We start from the raw sequence: 16,999 nt of genomic DNA on the forward strand, positions 1-16,999 counted from the left end.
GAACGGTGCAGCGCAGGCCCACCCAGCCATTCCGAATACGTGCGGAGGGCGTGGGATTCGAACCCCGCGACGCGCCAGCGTTGCGCCGCCAGGCCCGCCCAGCGATCTCGAATACGTGCGGAGGGCGTGGGATTCGAACCCACGAGACATTTCTGCCCACCAGTTTTCAAGACTGGCTCCATCGGCCGCTCGGACAGCCCTCCTGATGGTCGATCGCCCGCCATGACGCAGCTGACGACCAGGATCGAGTGTACCGGATGGGGCCAGCGGCGAAGCGGCCCCATCCGATCACGCGGTGACTACTGGTCTTCCTCCGGACGACCGGCCGTGCAGGTGTTCTGCGCGGCGTTCTGGCCGGTGATCGTGTCGGGCAGGGCGACGGGGCCGGCGGCGGACGGGTCCGCGGGCGCAGCCGGGTCCGCCGTGGCAGCGGGATCCGCCGCCGCATCGGTCGTCGCCGGGTCTGGCGTGACCGGTGCGTTCGGGTCGGTCACGACGTACTTGCCGGTGGCGGACAGCGCGACGGCCTGATCACTCTGCAGCGCCGTCCACAGGACGTCGGCATCGGACGTCGCCGCGACCCCGCCCTCGACCGTGGCCGTCGGCGTCTGGACGAACGCGACGCGGTCGAGGGGGATGTCCTTGAGCGCTGCGGCGATCGACACCATCGTGTCGATGTTGTTCAGGCTGCTCGACAGGGTCACGTTCTTCAGCGCCGCACGGGCGATCGAGTAGAGCTTGATCGGGTCGGAGAGCGTGTCGCTGCTCTTCAGCGTGCGGACGAGCGAGGAGAGGAACACCTGCTGGTTCGAGATGCGCGAGAGGTCACTGCCGTCGCCGACGCCGTGACGCGAGCGGAGGAAGGCGAGCGCGGACGCACCCGAGAGGTCGTGGGTACCGACGTCGAGGTTGATGCCGCTCCAGGCGTCGTTCAGCGGCTCGGTGATGCAAACGGGAACGCCGCCGACCGCGTTGGACATCGAGATGACACCGTCGAAGCCGATCTGCGCGGCGAACGGGATGGAGAGCCCGGTGATGCCTTCGACCGTGGAGACCGCGCAGGCGAGCCCGCCGTCGGCCCCGCCGTACATGAGGGCGGTGTTCATCTTGTCGCGACCGTTGCCGCCGTCGGCGCAGTCGCCGATCTGCACGTACATGTCGCGTGGGAAGCTGACCACGGTCGCGCTCGAGTGGTCTGCCGAGATGTGCATGAGGATCGTGACGTCGTTGAGGTTCTCCTCGCGATCGCCGTACGCCGCATTGCCGTCGCCCGAGTCGCTACCGACGAGGAGCAGGTTGACGCCGCCCTCGATCGCGCCGATGTTGGGCGGCGGTGCACCCGGCGTCTCGTTGTCGAGGTGGGCGACGGGCTTCACGCTGTTGGCGAGGTCGAGTGCGGCCACACCGGCGACCGCGATACCACTCACGCCGACAACGGCGGCCGTCGCGGCGACGATCTTCGCGACGGTGACGAACGGGTTCGACTTGCGGAGTCTGCCGTGACGGACGGCGGCGCGCGGTTTGGACGCGTCGGCGTTGCGGGTCATGGATCTCGCTCTCGTCTCAGGAACAGGGGTTGCCGGAACCCTGGAGACCGGGCTGCGGCGAGTCGTCCGGCGGACACCTGCAGCAGGCTCGCACCGACGCCCCGTGCCCACCGGAAACGGCGTGACGACACGGAGCTTTGGACGATGCTAACCCGAAATGCTCCTCAGGAGCTGAGAGAGACCGTCGTCGGTGACCGTCCCGGTGACCTCCGACGCGACCGCGAGGACCTCCTCGGGTGCCTGGCCCATGGCTACACCACGTCCTCCCGCTGCCGCCCAGCCGAGCATGTCGACGTCGTTGCGGCCGTCGCCGACGGCGACCATCTGCGAGCGCTCGAGCCCCAGCCACTCCCGGACACGCTCCAGCGCGGTCGCCTTGTTGACGCCCTTCGGCGCGATGTCGAGCCACGCCGTCCACCCGATCGCGTAGCTCACCTGGCTGAGCCCGATCTCGTCGACGATGCGGAGGAACTCCTCCTCGTCGTGGCTCGGGGACACGACGACGACGCGCGTCACCGGGCTCGTCACGAGTTCCTCGAACGGCACCTCGATCGCGTTCTCGAGGTTCCAGTCCTCCATACCGACCGTGTACTTGCGGAAGCCGTCGGGGTACTCGACCATGTAGCTGCCTTCGGAGAGGTGCGGCTGGATGAGCCCGAGGACCTCGGTCGGGTCGAAGGTCTCCGTGAAGAAGCGCTCGTAGGAGTCGGGCTTCGACTCGTCGCGCTTCATGATGAGCGCACCGTTCGCGCAGACGACGTACTGCGGCGTCAGCTCGAGCTCCTCGAGCACCGGACGCGTGCTCTCCCAGCTGCGACCGGTGGCGAGCGTCACGATGTGGCCGAGGGAGACCACGCGACGCACCTCGTCGGCGACCGACAGGCTGAGCGAACCGTCCTCGTGCAGCACGGTGCCGTCGATGTCGAGGGCGATGAGCAGCGGGGTGGCGGTGGTGGTCACCTCGTCCGTCATCGGATCGGCCTCGCGACCTCGATGCCGCCCAGGTACGGACGCAGCACCTCGGGGATGACGACGCTGCCGTCCTCCTGCTGGTGCGTCTCGAGGATCGCGACGATCCAGCGAGTGGTCGCGAGCGTTCCGTTGAGCGTCGCGACCGGCGTGGTCTTGCCCGACTCCGTGCGGTACCGGGTGTCGAGGCGACGCGCCTGGTAGGTGGTGCAGTTCGAGGTGCTGGTGAGTTCGCGGTACGCGTCCTGCGTCGGCACCCACGCCTCGACGTCGAACTTGCGTGCCGCGCTCGACCCGAGGTCGCCGGCGGCCGTGTCGATGACCCGGTAGCTGAGGCCGAGCGACTGCAGCATCGCCTCCTGGTACGACAGCAGGCGCTCGTGCTCGGCGGCGGCGTCCTCCGGCTTGGTGTAGACGAACATCTCGAGCTTGTTGAACTGGTGCACCCGGATGATGCCGCGGGTGTCGCGCCCGTAGGACCCGGCCTCCTTGCGGTAGCAGGTCGACCAGCCGGCGTAGCGGAGTGCGCCCTGCTCGAGGTCGAGGATCTCGTCGGAGTGGTACCCGGCGAGCGCCACCTCGCTCGTGCCGGTGAGGAAGAGGTCTTCGCCGGCGATCTGGTAGACCTCGTCGGCGTGTTCTCCGAGGAAGCCGGTGCCCTTCATGATCTCGGGGCGCACGAGCGTCGGGGTGATGAGCGGGACGAAGCCGGCCTCGATCGCGCGGTCGAGCGCGAGGTTCATGAGGGCGATCTCGAGGCGGGCGCCGATGCCGCGGAGGAAGTAGAAGCGCGAGCCGCTGACCTTGGTGCCGCGCTGCATGTCGATGGCGCCGAGGAGTTCGCCGAGCTCGAGGTGGTCGCGGGGGGCGAAATCGAAGGAGGGGCGTTCGCCGACCTCGCGGAGCGTGATGAAGTCGGCCTCGCCGCCGGCGGGTACGCCCTCGAGGACAGGGTTCTGGATGCGGCCGGCGACGTCGGCGAAGTAGACCTCGGCCTCCGTCGCGACCTGCTGGGCCTCCTTGACGCGGGCGGCGAGCTGCTGCGCCTGGGCGACGAGGGCGGCCTTCTCCTCCTTGGGGGCCTTGGCGACCTGCTTGCCGAACGCGTTCTGCTCGGCACGGAGTTCCTCGAACCCGGTGATCGCGGCGCGGCGTGCGGTGTCGGCGTCGATCGCCTGGTCGACGAGGTCGACGGAGGACCCTCGCTTCTGCTGCGACGCTCGGAGGACTTCTGGCTGTTCGCGGAGGAGTAGGGGATCGATCACCCGGCAAGTCTAGCGATCGAGGTCGATGACGAGGCCCCGGGACAGTACCGTTGGGCCATGCCGACTCCCGCGCACGCCGCGCTCGTGTACAACCCGGTGAAGGTCGACGCCACCAGGCTGCGGAGCGCGTTGGAGGCGCGGTCGCAGGAGGCGGGATGGGCGGCTCCGCACCTGTATGAGACGAGTGTCGACGACCCCGGTGTCGGTCAGGCGCGGCGCGCGGTCCTCGACGGCGCCCGGGTGGTGCTCGTGGCCGGCGGCGACGGGACCGTGCGGGCCGTCGCCGAGGGGCTGCGCGGGAGCGGTGTGCCGCTGACCCTCATCCCCTCGGGGACCGGCAACCTGCTCGCGAGGAACCTGAAGCTGCCGCTCGGCGACCAGGTTGCCGCGATCGGGACGGCGTTCACCGGCGACACGCGCGCGATCGACATCGGCGTCGCCATGATCACCCGCGCCGACGGGTCGGAGGAGGAGCACGCGTTCGTGGTGATGGCCGGCATGGGCATCGACGCGATGATGATCGCCACCGCGAACCCCGACCTCAAGAAGTCGCTCGGCTGGCTCGCCTATGTCGAGTCCGGTCTCCGCTCGATCGCCACGGCCGCGCCGTTCCGCATCCACTACCAGTTGCGCGGACACCGTCAACATGCGGCGACCGTGAGTTCGGTGCTCGTCGGGAATTGCGGCACGTTGCAGGGCGGCGTGCAGCTCATGCCGGACGCCGAGCTCGACGACGGCTTCCTCGACGTCGCGGTGCTGCAACCGAAGGGCGCCTTCGGCTGGCTGCTCGTGTGGCGGAAGGTGACGTGGGAGAACCGGGTCCTGCGGCGGACGGCCGTCGGGCGGCGGATGATCCGGTTCACCGAGGGCCGTGGTGGGAACACCGTGACGAACCTGCGTGCTGAGGCGTTGACCGTGCGGGTCGACGAGGCGCAGGACCTCGAGCTCGACGGCGACGCGTTCGGTATGGCGACGATGGTCGCGTTCGACGCGCACCGCGGCGGGCTGCTCGTCAAGCTCCCGTAGTCGGCGACACCGCTGAGCCCGGCTACCCTCCTTCGACGAGGTCCGCGATCTCGGTGAGGAGCGCCGTCGCCCGCTCGAGGTCGGGGCGGAGGTCGCGGTCGGCGTCGTCCGAGCCGAGCGACGCCGATGCCCGGGCGAACACCTCGGCGAGCGCCCCGGTCAGTCGATCGGCCACACCGCGACGCCGCACGACCCGCACCGCTCCGAGGAGTTCGCAGGCGATGAGCGTCCTCGTGGCGACGACCGCGTCCTCCAACTGGGCGACGGCCTGCGCGGCGAACGGCGCGTCCTCCTCGGCTCCGCGCGACAGGACGACCGTGCCGAGCGCCGCCGGTTGCGCCGCGTGTCGGATGTCGGCGACCGCGCCCGCCGCGACGTACTCGACCATCAACAGTCCTGAGGCACCCGGTTCCCCGTCGCCGAGGAACGGCGGCAGCCCCGTGAACGCGGGCTCGTTCAACAGTCGCAGGCGGGAGAACGTGACCGTCGACGTCTGCGCGAGCGCGATCGCGGTCGCGTCGAGCTCGGCGGCGAGCTGCGCCTGGAAGAAGGCGCCATGGTGGAGGACCGCGCGTGATCCGTCATCGGCACCGAGGACGTACAGCGGGTTCTCCTGCGCGGCACCGATGAGCGCTTCCACCTGGTCCGCGAGCCGGTCCGCCGCCGTCACGACCACGCCCTGCGTGATCGCCGCGATGCGGAGTGCGAACGGGTCCTGGATCCGGGCCGGTTGCGGCACGGGTCCGATGAGCGCGCGCACCGCCGCAGCAGCGGCTTCGACACCGGGTGCGGCGGACGCACCCGCGGCCGCCTCGGCGTACGCCTGCGCGTTGCCGTCCAGCGCGTGGAAGCTGAGCGCACAGACCGCCGACCAGACCTGGTGGAGCTTCCGCAGCTCCGTGACCGCGAGCGCCGCGCGCGCGATGGTCAGGGCGCTGCTGCTGATGAACGACAGGGCGCTCTCCGAGCCCCAGGCGCCCAGCGGCTCCAGTGGCGTCGACGCCGGCCGTTCGCCGAGGAGGGTCAGCGCCGTACCGGCGAGCGCGGTGAGGTCGCCGGTCCCGATCGACCCGAGGGTCCGGACGGTCGGCAGTGCGTCGCGGCGCAGCATCTCGGCGAGCGCCGCGACGACCGCGGGCTCGACACCCGATCCGCCGACGGCGAGCTGGTTGAGCCGGACCGCGAGCATCGCCCGCACGACCCGGTCGGGGACGACCTCCCCCGCGTCGACCGCGTGGCTGCGGAGCAGGCGGCGTGCGTGGGCATCGCCGTCGTCGGCCACCGCGGTGTCCTTGTTCGCCCCCACGCCCGTGCTCCTGCCGTAGACGGCCGCGTGCTCGGCGAGGTCCCGCGCGTCGTCATGAGCGGTGGCCAGCCGGTCGAGCACCGCGCGAGGCACCGAGGCCTCCTCCTCGAGGTCCGCGATCCGCCGCAGCTCGTCGATGCCCAGTGCTCCCGCGATCTCGATCATCCCGACACCCTCTCTTGCGCTCCGCCGTCGTGTGCACCATCCTTGCTCACACGGCGAACGTCCCACCAGATGAAATTCGAGTTTTACCTGACGGAAACATTCGAGGCGGTTCGCTGAAACGGCGGAGCCATAACGTGGTGGCTCGACAGAGAGGGATCTGATGGCTGAATCATCGACTCGAACCGTGGAGCGTGCACTCTCGCTCCTCGCCGTGGTGTGCGACCGCGGCCGCACGACCCTCGCCGAAAGCGCGCGACTCGTCGACCTCTCGCCGAGCACCGCTCTCCGGCTCCTCCGCACCCTGGAGTCCACGGGCTTCGTCCGGAAGGACACCGACGGCAGCTACCGACCCGGCAGCCGCGTCGTCCAGCTCGGCACGCAGGCACTCAGCAACGAGTCGCTCGTCGGCTTCTGCCACACGGAGATGCTCGACCTCGTCGAACGCACCGGCGAGTCCGCCTACCTGAGCGTCGAGGGCCACGCGTCCACCGCGCTCTACCTCGCGATCACCGAGGGCACCCACTCCGTCCGTCACGCGAGCTGGGTCGGTCGCACGATCCCCCTCGACGGGTCGGCCGCGGGTGCCGCACTCACCGGTCGGACCCCCACCGCCGGCTACGTCACGGTCGAGCGGGGCGTCGAGTCGGACGTCACCGCGATCGCCGCACCCGTCCGCTCGGGAGCTCGGGTCGTCGCGGCGCTGAGCCTCGTCGTCCCGAGCTACCGGATGACCGACGACCTCATCGCCTCCTACGGCGAGCTCCTCGTCGCCGCCACGGACCGGCTGTCCAGCGGGCTCGCCTCGTACACCGGCCCCATCGACAACACCGCCGCGACCGTCCCCGACGACGCCGCTGACCTTCTGGAGGGACGCGCATGATCCGCTTCACGAACGTCAAGAAGGCCTACCCGGACGGCACGGTCGCCGTCCACGACCTCTCCTTCGAGGTGCCGACCGGATCCCTCACGGTGCTCGTCGGCCCGTCCGGCTGCGGCAAGACCACCTCGCTCCGGATGATCAACCGCCTCATCGATCCGACCTCCGGGTCGATCCTGCTCGACGACGTCGAGACCCAGTCGCTCGACCGCGTCACCCTCCGTCGTCGGATCGGCTACGTCATCCAGAACGCCGGTCTCTTCCCGCACCGCACCGTCGTCGACAACGTCGCAGCCCTCCCGCGCCTCCTCGGCGGCTCGCGTCGGGAGACACGCACGGCGGCCCTCGAACTACTGGAGCGCGTCGGTCTCGACGAGAAGTTCGCGAAGAAGTACCCGTGGCAGCTGTCGGGCGGTCAGCAGCAGCGCGTCGGCGTCGCCCGCGCCCTCGCGACGAACCCGCCGTTCCTCCTCATGGACGAACCCTTCAGCGCGGTCGACCCGATCGTCCGGACGCAGCTCCAGGACGAGTTCCTGCGTCTGCAGGCCGACATCTCGAAGACGATCGTCATGGTCACCCACGACATCGACGAGGCACTCAAGCTCGGCGACCAGGTCGCGGTCCTGCGCGAGGGCGGCCTCCTCGCGCAGATCGCGCCGCCGGTCGACCTCCTGACCCGCCCCCACGACGCGTTCGTCGCCGACTTCGTGGGCGAGGCCCGCGGCTACCGTGCACTCGGCTTCCTCGGACTCGACCACGACGACGCCCTCCACCGCGAGCCCGTCGCCCGGCTCGGCGACTCCGCCGTGACCGGCGTGCACGCGAGCGGCTGGGTGGTGGTCACGGACGATGAACGCCGTCCCCTCGGCTGGTTCGACACGGCAGCCGGTCACGGCTCCGTCTCGACCGACACGATCAGCGGTCACGGCCTGTTCGTCCCGCGCACGGCGTCGCTCCGCATCGCGCTCAACGCAGCGCTCGCGCACCCGAGTCGACGCGTCGGCCTCCTCGACGACGACGGCCGACTCACCGGCACCATCGCCGCCAGCGAACTACTCGAGCGTCCCGCCCCCGAGCGGAGCCTCCGATGACGATCGACTGGATCTGGGAGAACCTCCCGCTCATCGGCGACCTCACGCTCAACCACCTCTGGTTGACACTCACCCCGACGGTGCTCGGCCTCCTGGTCGCCCTCCCGTTCGGCTGGTGGGCGCACCGCTCGCGTCGCGGCCGTCCGTTCATCGTCGGTACCGCCGGGCTGCTGTACACGATCCCGTCGCTCGCGCTGTTCATCATCCTGCCGACGATCCTCGGCACGAAGATCCTCGACCCGATCAACATCGTCATCGCCCTGACCGTCTACACGGTGTCGCTCCTCGTCCGCGTCGTCTCCGACGGACTCTCCTCGGTGCCGGTGGACGCGGTGCAGGCGGCCGAGGCCATGGGCTACCGGTCCTGGCAGCGACTCGTGCTCGTGGAACTACCCGTCGCCGTCCCGGTGATCGCCGCCGGCCTGCGCGTCGCGGTCGTCTCCAACGTCAGCATCGTGACGATGGCCGCCCTGCTCGGCATCCCGCAACTCGGGACACTGTTCACGCAGGGCTTCCAGCTCCGCCTGTTCGTGCCGCTCGTCACCGGCATCCTGCTCTGCGTCGTCCTCGCCGTGATCCTCGACCTCGTCATCGTCCGGCTCGGCTCGCTCGCGACGCCCTGGCGTGATCGGACGGTGGTGGCATGAGCGTCATCGACTGGCTGACCGACCCCGCCAACTGGACCGGCCCCGACGGCATCCCCTCGCAGATGGGCTACCACCTGCTGTACACGGGCATCGCGCTCGTGATCGCCGCTGCGATCGCCGTGCCGCTCGGTGTCCTCGTCGGCTACACCGGCAAGGGCGAGCGCCTCGTCGCCGGATCGGCCAACGCCCTCCGCGCCCTGCCGACCCTGGGCCTCCTCATCCTGCTGTTCCTCCTCATCTCGCCGGTGGTCCCCGGGCAGCTCGTCTACGTCATCCCCACGATCGTCGTCCTCGTGCTCCTCGCCGTCCCGCCCATCCTGACCGGGACGTACACGGGCATCCAGAGCGCCGATCCCGACGCGGTGGGCGCCGCCCGCGGCATGGGGTACACGAGACTGCAGATCCTCTGGCACGTCCAGCTCCCCTGCGCCCTCCCCCTGCTGCTGTCCGGCATCCGCTCGTCCACCCTCCAGGTCGTCTCGACCGCGACGGTCGCCGCCTACCTCGGCCTCCAGGGGCTCGGCCGGTACATCATCGACGGCCGCGCCCAGGCCGACTTCTTCCAGATGGCCGGCGGTGCGATCCTCGTCGCCGCCCTCGCCTTCGCTCTGGAGATCGCCTTCACCCTCCTCGGCACCCTCATCGTCTCCCCCGGTCTGCGGCGCACCAGCCGCAGGCGGCGGACGGCGGCCCCGACCACCGTCACCGGGGCGATCCCCCGGCCGGCCTGAGCCGCACCCGCACCGCCCGACCACCCCCGCACGACCGTACCACCGATCCGTCCATCTCACCGAATCGAGGTCCTCATGCCCTTCCCCACCTTCCCCCGTCGACTCGCGGCCATCGCCGCGACCACCGCAGCCGCCGCTCTCGTCCTCACCGGCTGCGGCGGCCAGGACGCCCTCAGCAGCGACGGCGCGTCCGGCTCCTCCGGCGACGCCGTCATCATCGGCTCAGCCGACTTCACCGAGAGCCAGCTCATCGCCACCATCTACTCCCAGGCGTTGCAGGCCGAGGGCGTCACAGTGAAGGAGCAGTTCAACATCGGCAGCCGCGAGGTCTACATGGCCGCGCTGCAGGACGGCTCCATCGACCTCCTCCCCGAGTACTCGGGCGCACTGCTCAAGTACCTCGATTCCGAGTCGAAGGCCAGCACGAGCGAGGACGTCGTCGCGGAACTCGGCGACAAGCTCCCGAAGGGTGTCAGCATGCTCGACATCTCGCCCGCGGAGGACAAGGACGTGCTCGCCGTCACCCAGGAGACGGCCGACAAGTACGACCTCAAGACGATCTCCGACCTCGTGCCGTACATGTCCGAGCTCAGCCTCGGCGGCCCGCCGGAGTGGAAGACGCGCGTCAACGGCGTCGTCGGCCTCGAGCAGGTCTACGGTCTCACCTTCAAGGAGTTCGTCAGCCTCGACGCCGGTGGGCCGCTCACGATGACCGCGCTCACGAGCGGCCAGGTGCAGGTCGGCGACATCTTCAGCACCGACCCCGGGCTCACCGCGAACAAGCTCGTCGCCCTCGAAGACGACAAGTCGCTCTTCGCGGCCGAGAACATCGTCCCCGTCATCAGCACGAGCAAGCTCGACGACACGATCTCGAAGACGCTCGACAAGGTCTCCGCAGCCCTCACCACCGAGGACCTCATCGAGATGAACGGCAAGGCGTCCGACGGCACGAGCCTGAAGAGCATCGCCGAGGAGTGGCTGAAGGACGCCGACCTGGGCTAGCAGCACCCCTCGACGGGCTCAGGGGCCGAGAAGCAGCTCAGGGCAGAGAACCGGTTCAGGGCCGGCGACCCGCCCCTGAGCCCGTCGGAACCGCACCACCACCACCGCACCGCAGACGTAAAGGACCAGCGCATGCCGACCACCACCCGGACCATCCGTGCCGCCCGCGGCACCACCCTCACCGCCAAGAGCTGGCAGACCGAGGGCCCGCTCCGGATGCTCATGAACAACCTCGACCCCGAGGTCGCCGAGCACCCCAAGGACCTCGTCGTCTACGGCGGCACCGGGAAGGCCGCGCGGAACTGGGAGGCGTACGACGCGATCGTCCGCACGCTCGAAGGGCTGGAGGCCGACGAGACCCTGCTCGTGCAGTCCGGCAAGCCCGTCGGCGTCTTCCGCACGCACGAGTGGGCGCCCCGCGTGCTCATCGCGAACTCCAACCTCGTCGGCGACTGGGCGACGTGGCCCGAGTTCCGCAAGCTCGAGGCCGAAGGTCTCACCATGTACGGGCAGATGACCGCCGGCTCGTGGATCTACATCGGCACGCAGGGCATCCTCCAGGGCACCTACGAGACCTTCGCCGCCATCGCCGACAAGCGGTTCGGCGGCACCCTCGCCGGGACGCTGACCCTCACCGGCGGCGCGGGCGGCATGGGCGGCGCACAGCCGCTCGCCGTGACGCTCAACGAAGGCGTCGTGCTCATCGTCGACGTCGACCCGAGCCGCCTGGAGCGACGCGTCGAACACCGCTACCTCGACGAGATGACGGACGACCTCGACGACGCCGTCGAACGCGTGCTCGCCGCCAAGGCGGAACGGCGCCCCCTGTCGGTCGGTCTCGTCGGCAACGCCGCGACCGTCTTCCCCGAACTGCTGCGGCGCGGTGTCGCCATCGACATCGTCACCGACCAGACGAGCGCTCACGACCCACTCGCCTACCTGCCCGAGGACACGGCGCTCGCCGACTGGCAGACCGAGGCGGCGGCCGACCCGGTCGACTTCACGCGCCGCTCGCGACTCGCCATGGCGAAGCAGGTGCAGGCGATGGTCGACTTCCAGGACGCCGGCGCCGAGGTCTTCGACTACGGCAACTCCATCCGCGCCGAGGCGAAACTCGGCGGTTGCGAGCGCGCCTTCGACTTCCCCGGCTTCGTGCCCGCCTACATCCGACCGCTCTTCGCCGAGGGCAAGGGCCCGTTCCGCTGGGCGGCCCTCTCCGGCGACCCGGCGGACATCGCCGCGACCGACCGCGCCATCCTCGAACTGTTCCCCGAGGACGAGAAGCTGCGCCGTTGGATCACCTCGGCCGGCGAGAAGATCGCCTTCGAGGGGCTGCCAGCCCGCATCTGCTGGCTCGGCTACCAGGAGCGCCACCTGGCCGGCCTGAAGTTCAACGAGATGGTCGCCTCGGGTGAGCTGAGCGCACCCGTGGTCATCGGCCGCGACCACCTCGACTCCGGTTCCGTCGCCTCGCCGTACCGCGAGACGGAGGCCATGGCCGACGGCTCCGACGCGATCGCCGACTGGCCGCTGCTCAACGCCCTGCTCAACACGGCGTCCGGCGCGACCTGGGTGTCGATCCACCACGGCGGCGGGGTCGGCATCGGCCGGTCCATCCACGCCGGTCAGGTGATCGTCGCCGACGGGACGCCGCTCGCCGCCGAGAAGATCGCGCGCGTGCTCGTCAACGACCCGGGCACCGGCGTCATGCGTCACGTCGACGCCGGCTACGAGCGGGCGGCCGAGGTCGCCCGCGAACGCGGCCTGCGGGTGCCGATGTGGGAGGGCGAGTGACCGACGGCCTGATCGCCCACGGTCGACTCGCCGGGCTCGACGAGATCACCGGCGTCGGGGTCGATCCGGCACGCGGCGGGTACTCCCGGCACGTCTGGACGCCGGCCGAGTTCGAGCTGCGCGAGTGGTTCACCGCTCGCGCCGCCCGACTCGGTCTCGACGTCGAGACGGACCGGAACGGCAACCTGTGGGCGTGGTGGGGCGCGCCTGGGCCCGACGCGGTCGTCACCGGCAGCCACCTCGACTCCGTCCCGGGCGGCGGCGCGTTCGACGGGCCGCTCGGCGTGGTCTCAGCGCTGGACGCCGTCGCGCGTCTGCAGGCCACCGGGTTCCAGCCGTCGCGTCCCGTCGCCGTCGTGGTGTTCGCCGAGGAGGAGGGGTCCCGGTTCGGCGTCGCCTGCCTCGGATCCCGGCTCCTGTCCGGGGCGATCACCGCGGACGCCGCCCGAGCGCTGACGGACGCCGACGGAGTCACCGTGGCGGAGGCCGCAGCCGCTGCCGGGCTCGCTCCCGAGCACCTCGGCCGCGACGACGAGGCGCTCGGCCGCATCGGACTCTTCATCGAGTTGCACGTGGAACAGGGTCGCGGCCTCATCGACCTCGGCTCGCCCACCGCCGTCGCCTCGTCGATCCTCGCCCACGGCCGCTGGCGCCTCCGGGTGAGCGGTCAGGGGAACCACGCCGGCGCGACCGGCATGCGCGAGCGCCGTGATCCCGTGGTCGCCGCAGCACGCGCCGTCCTCGCGATCGAGCAGGCCGCCCTCGCGACCGACGACGCCCGCGCCACCGTCGGTCGCCTGCGCATCGTGCCGGGCGGCACCAACGTCATCGCCTCCGAGGTCGACGCCTGGGTGGACGCCCGCGCGGCCACCGACGCCGGCACGCGCGCCCTCGTCGCGGACATCGAGGGCCGGGTGCAGGAGGCCGTCGTCGACTCCGGCTGCGTGGTGGAGCTGATCGAGGAGTCCTGGTCGGGCGTCGTCGAGTTCGACCCCGAGCTCGCCGCGCGACTCGCCGGCACGCTCGGCGGGGTCCCACTGCTGCCGACGGGCGCAGGCCACGACGCCGGAGTCCTGAGCGGCGCGGTGCCGACGGCGATGGTCTTCGTCCGGAACCCGACCGGTGTCTCGCACTCGCCTGAGGAGTTCGCCGAGACGGCCGACTGCGTCGCCGGCGTCGAAGCGCTCGAGGCCCTGCTGCGGAGCGTGCTGTGACGGTCGCGAGCGTCGACCTCGGCGCAGCGGACATGCGGGCCCCCATCTGGGCCGCGACGGCGATCGTCGACGGTCGCCCGACCGGCCGCGTGCGCTTCACGTCCGACGACTCCGGACGTATCGCGACCGTCGAGCGGGGCGTCGAGCCGGAGGCGGGCGACCGACGTCTCGGAACGGTCGTCCCGGGCATGGGGAACGCCCACTCCCACGCGTTCCACCGTCTGCTGCGCGGACGCACCCACGCCGACGGCGGTGACTTCTGGCAGTGGCGCGAGGCGATGTACGCGGCGGCCGCGAGCCTCGACCCGGACCACTACGGCCGGGTCGCACGTGCCGTGTTCGGCGAGATGCTCGTCTGCGGCTGGACGGCCGTCGGCGAGTTCCACTACGTGCACCACCAGGCCGACGGCACCCCGTACCCGACCGCCCACGCGATGGAACTGGCGGTCGCCGAAGCCGCCGCCGACGTCGGCATCCGGCTCACCCTCCTCGACACGGCCTACCTCGCAAGCGGCCTCGGGCCCGCCGGGGGTCCTGCCGCACCGCTGCTCACCGAACAGCTCGCGTTCGGCGACGGCGACGCGGCCGACTGGCTCGCCCGCTGGCATCGACTGCGCGACGCACTGTCCGGCTCCGTCGGTACCGCCGGACTCGTCACGCTCGGTGCCGCGCTGCACTCGGTGCGTGCCGTGCCCGTCGACGCCATGCGTACGATCCTCGCCGGCCTGCCCGACGACGTCCCGCTGCACGTCCACCTGTCGGAGCAACCGCAGGAGAACGTCGACACGCTCGCCAAGACCGGCAGGACGCCGACGGGCGTGCTCGCCGCGCTCGGAGCGCTCGCCCCGCGCATCAGCCTCGTCCACGCGACACACCTGACCGACGCGGACATCACGGCGATCGGACGGTCCGGCGCGACCGTCGTCATGTGCCCGACGACCGAAGCCGACCTCGGCGACGGCATCGGACCGGCCCGCCGCCTCACGGACGCGGGGGCCCGGATCGCCGTCGGCTCCGACCAGAACGCGGTGGTCGACCCGCTGCTCGAACTGCGTGGTCTCGAAGCCGGGGAACGGCTCGCCTCCGGCAGACGCGGCCGGTTCTCGCCCGCCGAGCTCCTCCAGGCGGGCACCGACCACGGCTACCGTTCGCTCGGACTCGGGAGGCACGCGCTGGATGTTGGCGACCCGCTCGACCTCGTCGAGGTGTCGACGTCGAGCCTCCGCACCACCGGCATGGACCCGGCGCAACTCGCCCTCGTCGCGACCGCGTCCGACGTCGAGCGTGTCGTCGTCGGCGGGCGGCTCGTGGCGGAGCGAGGTCGGCTGCTTGCGACATCACGGGAGTCGACGCCGGAACAGCTCCTCGCGGTGGCGCTGGCTGAGCTGGCAGCATCGACGGAGACGCCCCGGGCAGCCGCCTCGCACCCGACACCCGATCACCCCTCGCAGGAGAGGCAGCCATGACCAGCGAACTCATCACCGGCATCGCCGAGCTCACGACCAACGCGGGCTCCGGGCCGGGCGACGTCGACGGCAACCGGATCACCGATGCGGCGGTCGTCATCGAAGACGGCCGGATCGCTTGGCTCGGCGCAGCGGCCGACGCACCCGACGCCGACACGCGGACCGACGTGGGCGGGCGCGCCGTGCTCCCGGGTTGGGTCGACACGCACACGCATCTCGTGTTCGCGGGCGACCGCTCGGCGGAGTTCGAGGCGCGCATGGCCGGCGGCCGGTACGCGGCGGGCGGGATCGCGACGACCGTGGCCGCCACTCGGGCCGCATCGGAGGAGCAGCTCGTCGCGGGTGCGCAGCGGTTGCGAGCGGAGGCGCTCGCGCAGGGGACGACCTTCCTCGAGGCGAAGACGGGCTACGCGCTCGACGTGGAGGGCGAGGCGCGATCCGCTCGGGCGGCGGCCGAGGTCGCCGACGTCGTCACCTTCCTCGGGGCCCATCTCGTGCCGGCCGGCGTCGACCGCCGCGACTACCTCGACCTCGTGACCGGACCGATGCTCGCGGCGGTGGCCCCGTTCGCGTCGTACATCGACGCGTTCTGCGAGGTCGGGGCCTTCGACGTCGAGGAGTCGCGTGAGGTGCTGCTCGCCGGTCGCGCTGCGGGCCTGGGCGTCCGGGTGCACGGGAACCAGCTCGGCGAGAGCGGCGGGGTGCGCCTCGCGGTCGAGCTGGAGGCTGCGAGCGTCGACCACTGCAACCACCTGTCGGACGTCGACGTCGACCTCCTGGCCGGTTCGTCGACGGTCGCGACCCTGCTCCCGGCCTGCGACCTGTCGACGCGCGAGCCGTTCCCGCCGGCGCGCGCGCTCATCGACGCCGGTGCTTCGATCGCGCTCGCGACCAACTGCAACCCGGGCACCTCGTACACGACGTCGATGGCGTACTGCGTGGCGACCGCCGTGCTGCAGATGCGGCTGACGATCGCCGAGGCGGTGTGGGCGGCGACGCGGGGGGCCGCGGTGGCGGTCGGTCTCGAGCACGGTGCCGAGGCCGTCGGATCGCTTCGCGTGGGTGGTCTCGCGGACCTGCAGGTGCTCGACGCGCCCTCGGTGTCGCACCTCGCCTACCGACCCGGTGTGCCGTTGACGGTCGGCGTCCGGCACCGCGGCGAGCGTGTCACGGCAGGGACGACGCAGCGGTGAGCGGCGCGACGGAGGGCCACGCACTCGTGTTGCTGCCGGCCGACCGGCATCGGAGCTACCGCTGGCGGAACGGGCTGGGGACCGCGACGGAGATCGCCGTCGAGGCCGTCGGGCTCCGGACCGATGGTGGGCTCGGCGACGGTGACGGTGACGCGCCGGCCGCTCCGGGGTGGACGCTGAGCATCGCGACGGTCGAGTCGGACGTCGCCTTCTCGTCGTTCCCGGGCGTCGACCGTCAGCTGATGGCGTTGTCGGCGGGTGGACTCGGACTCGTGATCGACGGTGAGCCGGTCGAGTTGGACCGGTGGCAGGTCGCCGCCTTCGACGGGGCCTCAGCGGTCTCGTCGCGGGGCGTGGTCGGGCCGACGCTCGATCTCAACCTGATGGTGTCGCGGGACCGGTTCCGTGGATCGCTCGAGGTCGGCGTCGTCGACGGCTCGAGGCTCGTCACCACGCCCCCGGGTGCCACCACGTTCGTCGTGTTCCTCGATGGGCTGCTGTCGGCGGAGGGGCCAGGTCTGGACCCTCGTGCGCTCCAGCGGCACGACACCCTCCGACTCGAGGCCGGCACCCTGTCCCTGACCGGCGATGCCACGATCGCGCTCGCCCGGATCCTCCCCCGTCGGTGATGGGTGCCAGCGCGGTGCGCTGACGCGAGCGCGCCCCACAGCCGCGAGCGCGGGTCTCCGGAGGGGTGCGCCCACGT

15 protein-coding genes and 1 tRNA gene are annotated in these 16,999 nt (G+C 71.2%); 11 read left to right on the plus strand and 5 right to left on the minus strand.

The features are described from left to right. Window positions 1-118: 118 nt before the first annotated feature. The 4 genes from BWO91_RS17615 to serS all read right to left on the minus strand — a co-directional run bounded on the left by BWO91_RS17615 (window position 119) and on the right by serS (window position 3,781). A tRNA-Ser gene (locus BWO91_RS17615) sits at window positions 119-203 on the minus strand. A 96-nt stretch (window positions 204-299) separates the two neighbouring features. Beyond that, window positions 300-1,547, minus strand: coding sequence for an LCP family protein (locus BWO91_RS17620; RefSeq protein WP_079003513.1), 1,248 nt, complete (start codon window positions 1,545-1,547; stop codon window positions 300-302). 147 nt (window positions 1,548-1,694) lie between these two features. After that, on the minus strand, window positions 1,695-2,519 hold the full coding sequence (locus BWO91_RS17625) for an HAD family hydrolase (RefSeq protein ID WP_079003514.1): 825 nt from the start codon (window positions 2,517-2,519) through the stop codon (window positions 1,695-1,697). Beyond that, complete coding sequence (serS, locus tag BWO91_RS17630; protein ID WP_079003515.1) at window positions 2,516-3,781, minus strand: serine--tRNA ligase; 1,266 nt, start codon at window positions 3,779-3,781, stop codon at window positions 2,516-2,518. Before serS ends, BWO91_RS17625 begins: the two co-directional genes overlap by 4 nt. 57 nt (window positions 3,782-3,838) lie before the next feature. Here serS and BWO91_RS17635 point away from each other — a divergent pair, with 57 nt between their 5' ends. Then, entirely contained in the window at window positions 3,839-4,807 is a 969-nt protein-coding gene (locus BWO91_RS17635; RefSeq protein ID WP_064296871.1) for a diacylglycerol/lipid kinase family protein, read from the plus strand. A gap of 22 nt (window positions 4,808-4,829) precedes the next feature. Here BWO91_RS17635 and BWO91_RS17640 read toward each other — a convergent pair whose 3' ends face one another. Next, window positions 4,830-6,278 carry an aromatic amino acid lyase gene (locus BWO91_RS17640; protein ID WP_079003516.1) on the minus strand — a complete coding sequence of 483 codons (1,449 nt, stop codon included), beginning with the start codon at window positions 6,276-6,278 and terminating at the stop codon, window positions 4,830-4,832. Between the two features lie 184 nt (window positions 6,279-6,462). Between BWO91_RS17640 and BWO91_RS17645 the strand changes: the two genes are divergently transcribed. The 10 genes from BWO91_RS17645 (at window position 6,463) to BWO91_RS17690 (ending at window position 16,922) form a co-directional block, all read left to right on the plus strand. Next, complete coding sequence (locus tag BWO91_RS17645) at window positions 6,463-7,158, plus strand: IclR family transcriptional regulator (protein WP_240555564.1); 696 nt, start codon at window positions 6,463-6,465, stop codon at window positions 7,156-7,158. Further along, entirely contained in the window at window positions 7,155-8,246 is a 1,092-nt protein-coding gene (locus BWO91_RS17650; protein ID WP_071260599.1) for an ABC transporter ATP-binding protein, read from the plus strand. The genes BWO91_RS17645 and BWO91_RS17650 overlap by 4 nt, the downstream gene beginning before the upstream one ends. Continuing rightward, a complete protein-coding gene (locus BWO91_RS17655) occupies window positions 8,243-8,893 on the plus strand; it encodes an ABC transporter permease (protein ID WP_071260601.1) in 651 nt (216 codons plus the stop codon). The genes BWO91_RS17650 and BWO91_RS17655 overlap by 4 nt, the downstream gene beginning before the upstream one ends. Further along, entirely contained in the window at window positions 8,890-9,624 is a 735-nt protein-coding gene (locus tag BWO91_RS17660) for an ABC transporter permease (protein WP_071260603.1), read from the plus strand. Before BWO91_RS17655 ends, BWO91_RS17660 begins: the two co-directional genes overlap by 4 nt. A gap of 75 nt (window positions 9,625-9,699) precedes the next feature. Further along, window positions 9,700-10,626, plus strand: coding sequence for an ABC transporter substrate-binding protein (locus BWO91_RS17665; RefSeq protein ID WP_064296877.1), 927 nt, complete (start codon window positions 9,700-9,702; stop codon window positions 10,624-10,626). Between the two features lie 132 nt (window positions 10,627-10,758). Further along, complete coding sequence (gene hutU / locus BWO91_RS17670) at window positions 10,759-12,420, plus strand: urocanate hydratase (protein ID WP_079003518.1); 1,662 nt, start codon at window positions 10,759-10,761, stop codon at window positions 12,418-12,420. Beyond that, window positions 12,417-13,634 carry an allantoate amidohydrolase gene (locus BWO91_RS17675; protein ID WP_153303545.1) on the plus strand — a complete coding sequence of 406 codons (1,218 nt, stop codon included), beginning with the start codon at window positions 12,417-12,419 and terminating at the stop codon, window positions 13,632-13,634. Before hutU ends, BWO91_RS17675 begins: the two co-directional genes overlap by 4 nt. Beyond that, complete coding sequence (locus BWO91_RS17680) at window positions 13,631-15,100, plus strand: formimidoylglutamate deiminase (protein ID WP_240555565.1); 1,470 nt, start codon at window positions 13,631-13,633, stop codon at window positions 15,098-15,100. Before BWO91_RS17675 ends, BWO91_RS17680 begins: the two co-directional genes overlap by 4 nt. After that, window positions 15,097-16,293, plus strand: a complete 1,197-nt coding sequence (hutI, locus tag BWO91_RS17685) for an imidazolonepropionase (protein ID WP_079003519.1) — start codon at window positions 15,097-15,099, stop codon at window positions 16,291-16,293. The genes BWO91_RS17680 and hutI overlap by 4 nt, the downstream gene beginning before the upstream one ends. Next, window positions 16,290-16,922, plus strand: coding sequence for a HutD/Ves family protein (locus tag BWO91_RS17690; protein WP_079003520.1), 633 nt, complete (start codon window positions 16,290-16,292; stop codon window positions 16,920-16,922). Before hutI ends, BWO91_RS17690 begins: the two co-directional genes overlap by 4 nt. Window positions 16,923-16,999 lie beyond the last annotated feature (77 nt).

Source organism: Plantibacter flavus, assembly GCF_002024505.1.
GTDB classification, from domain to species: domain Bacteria; phylum Actinomycetota; class Actinomycetes; order Actinomycetales; family Microbacteriaceae; genus Plantibacter; species Plantibacter flavus_A.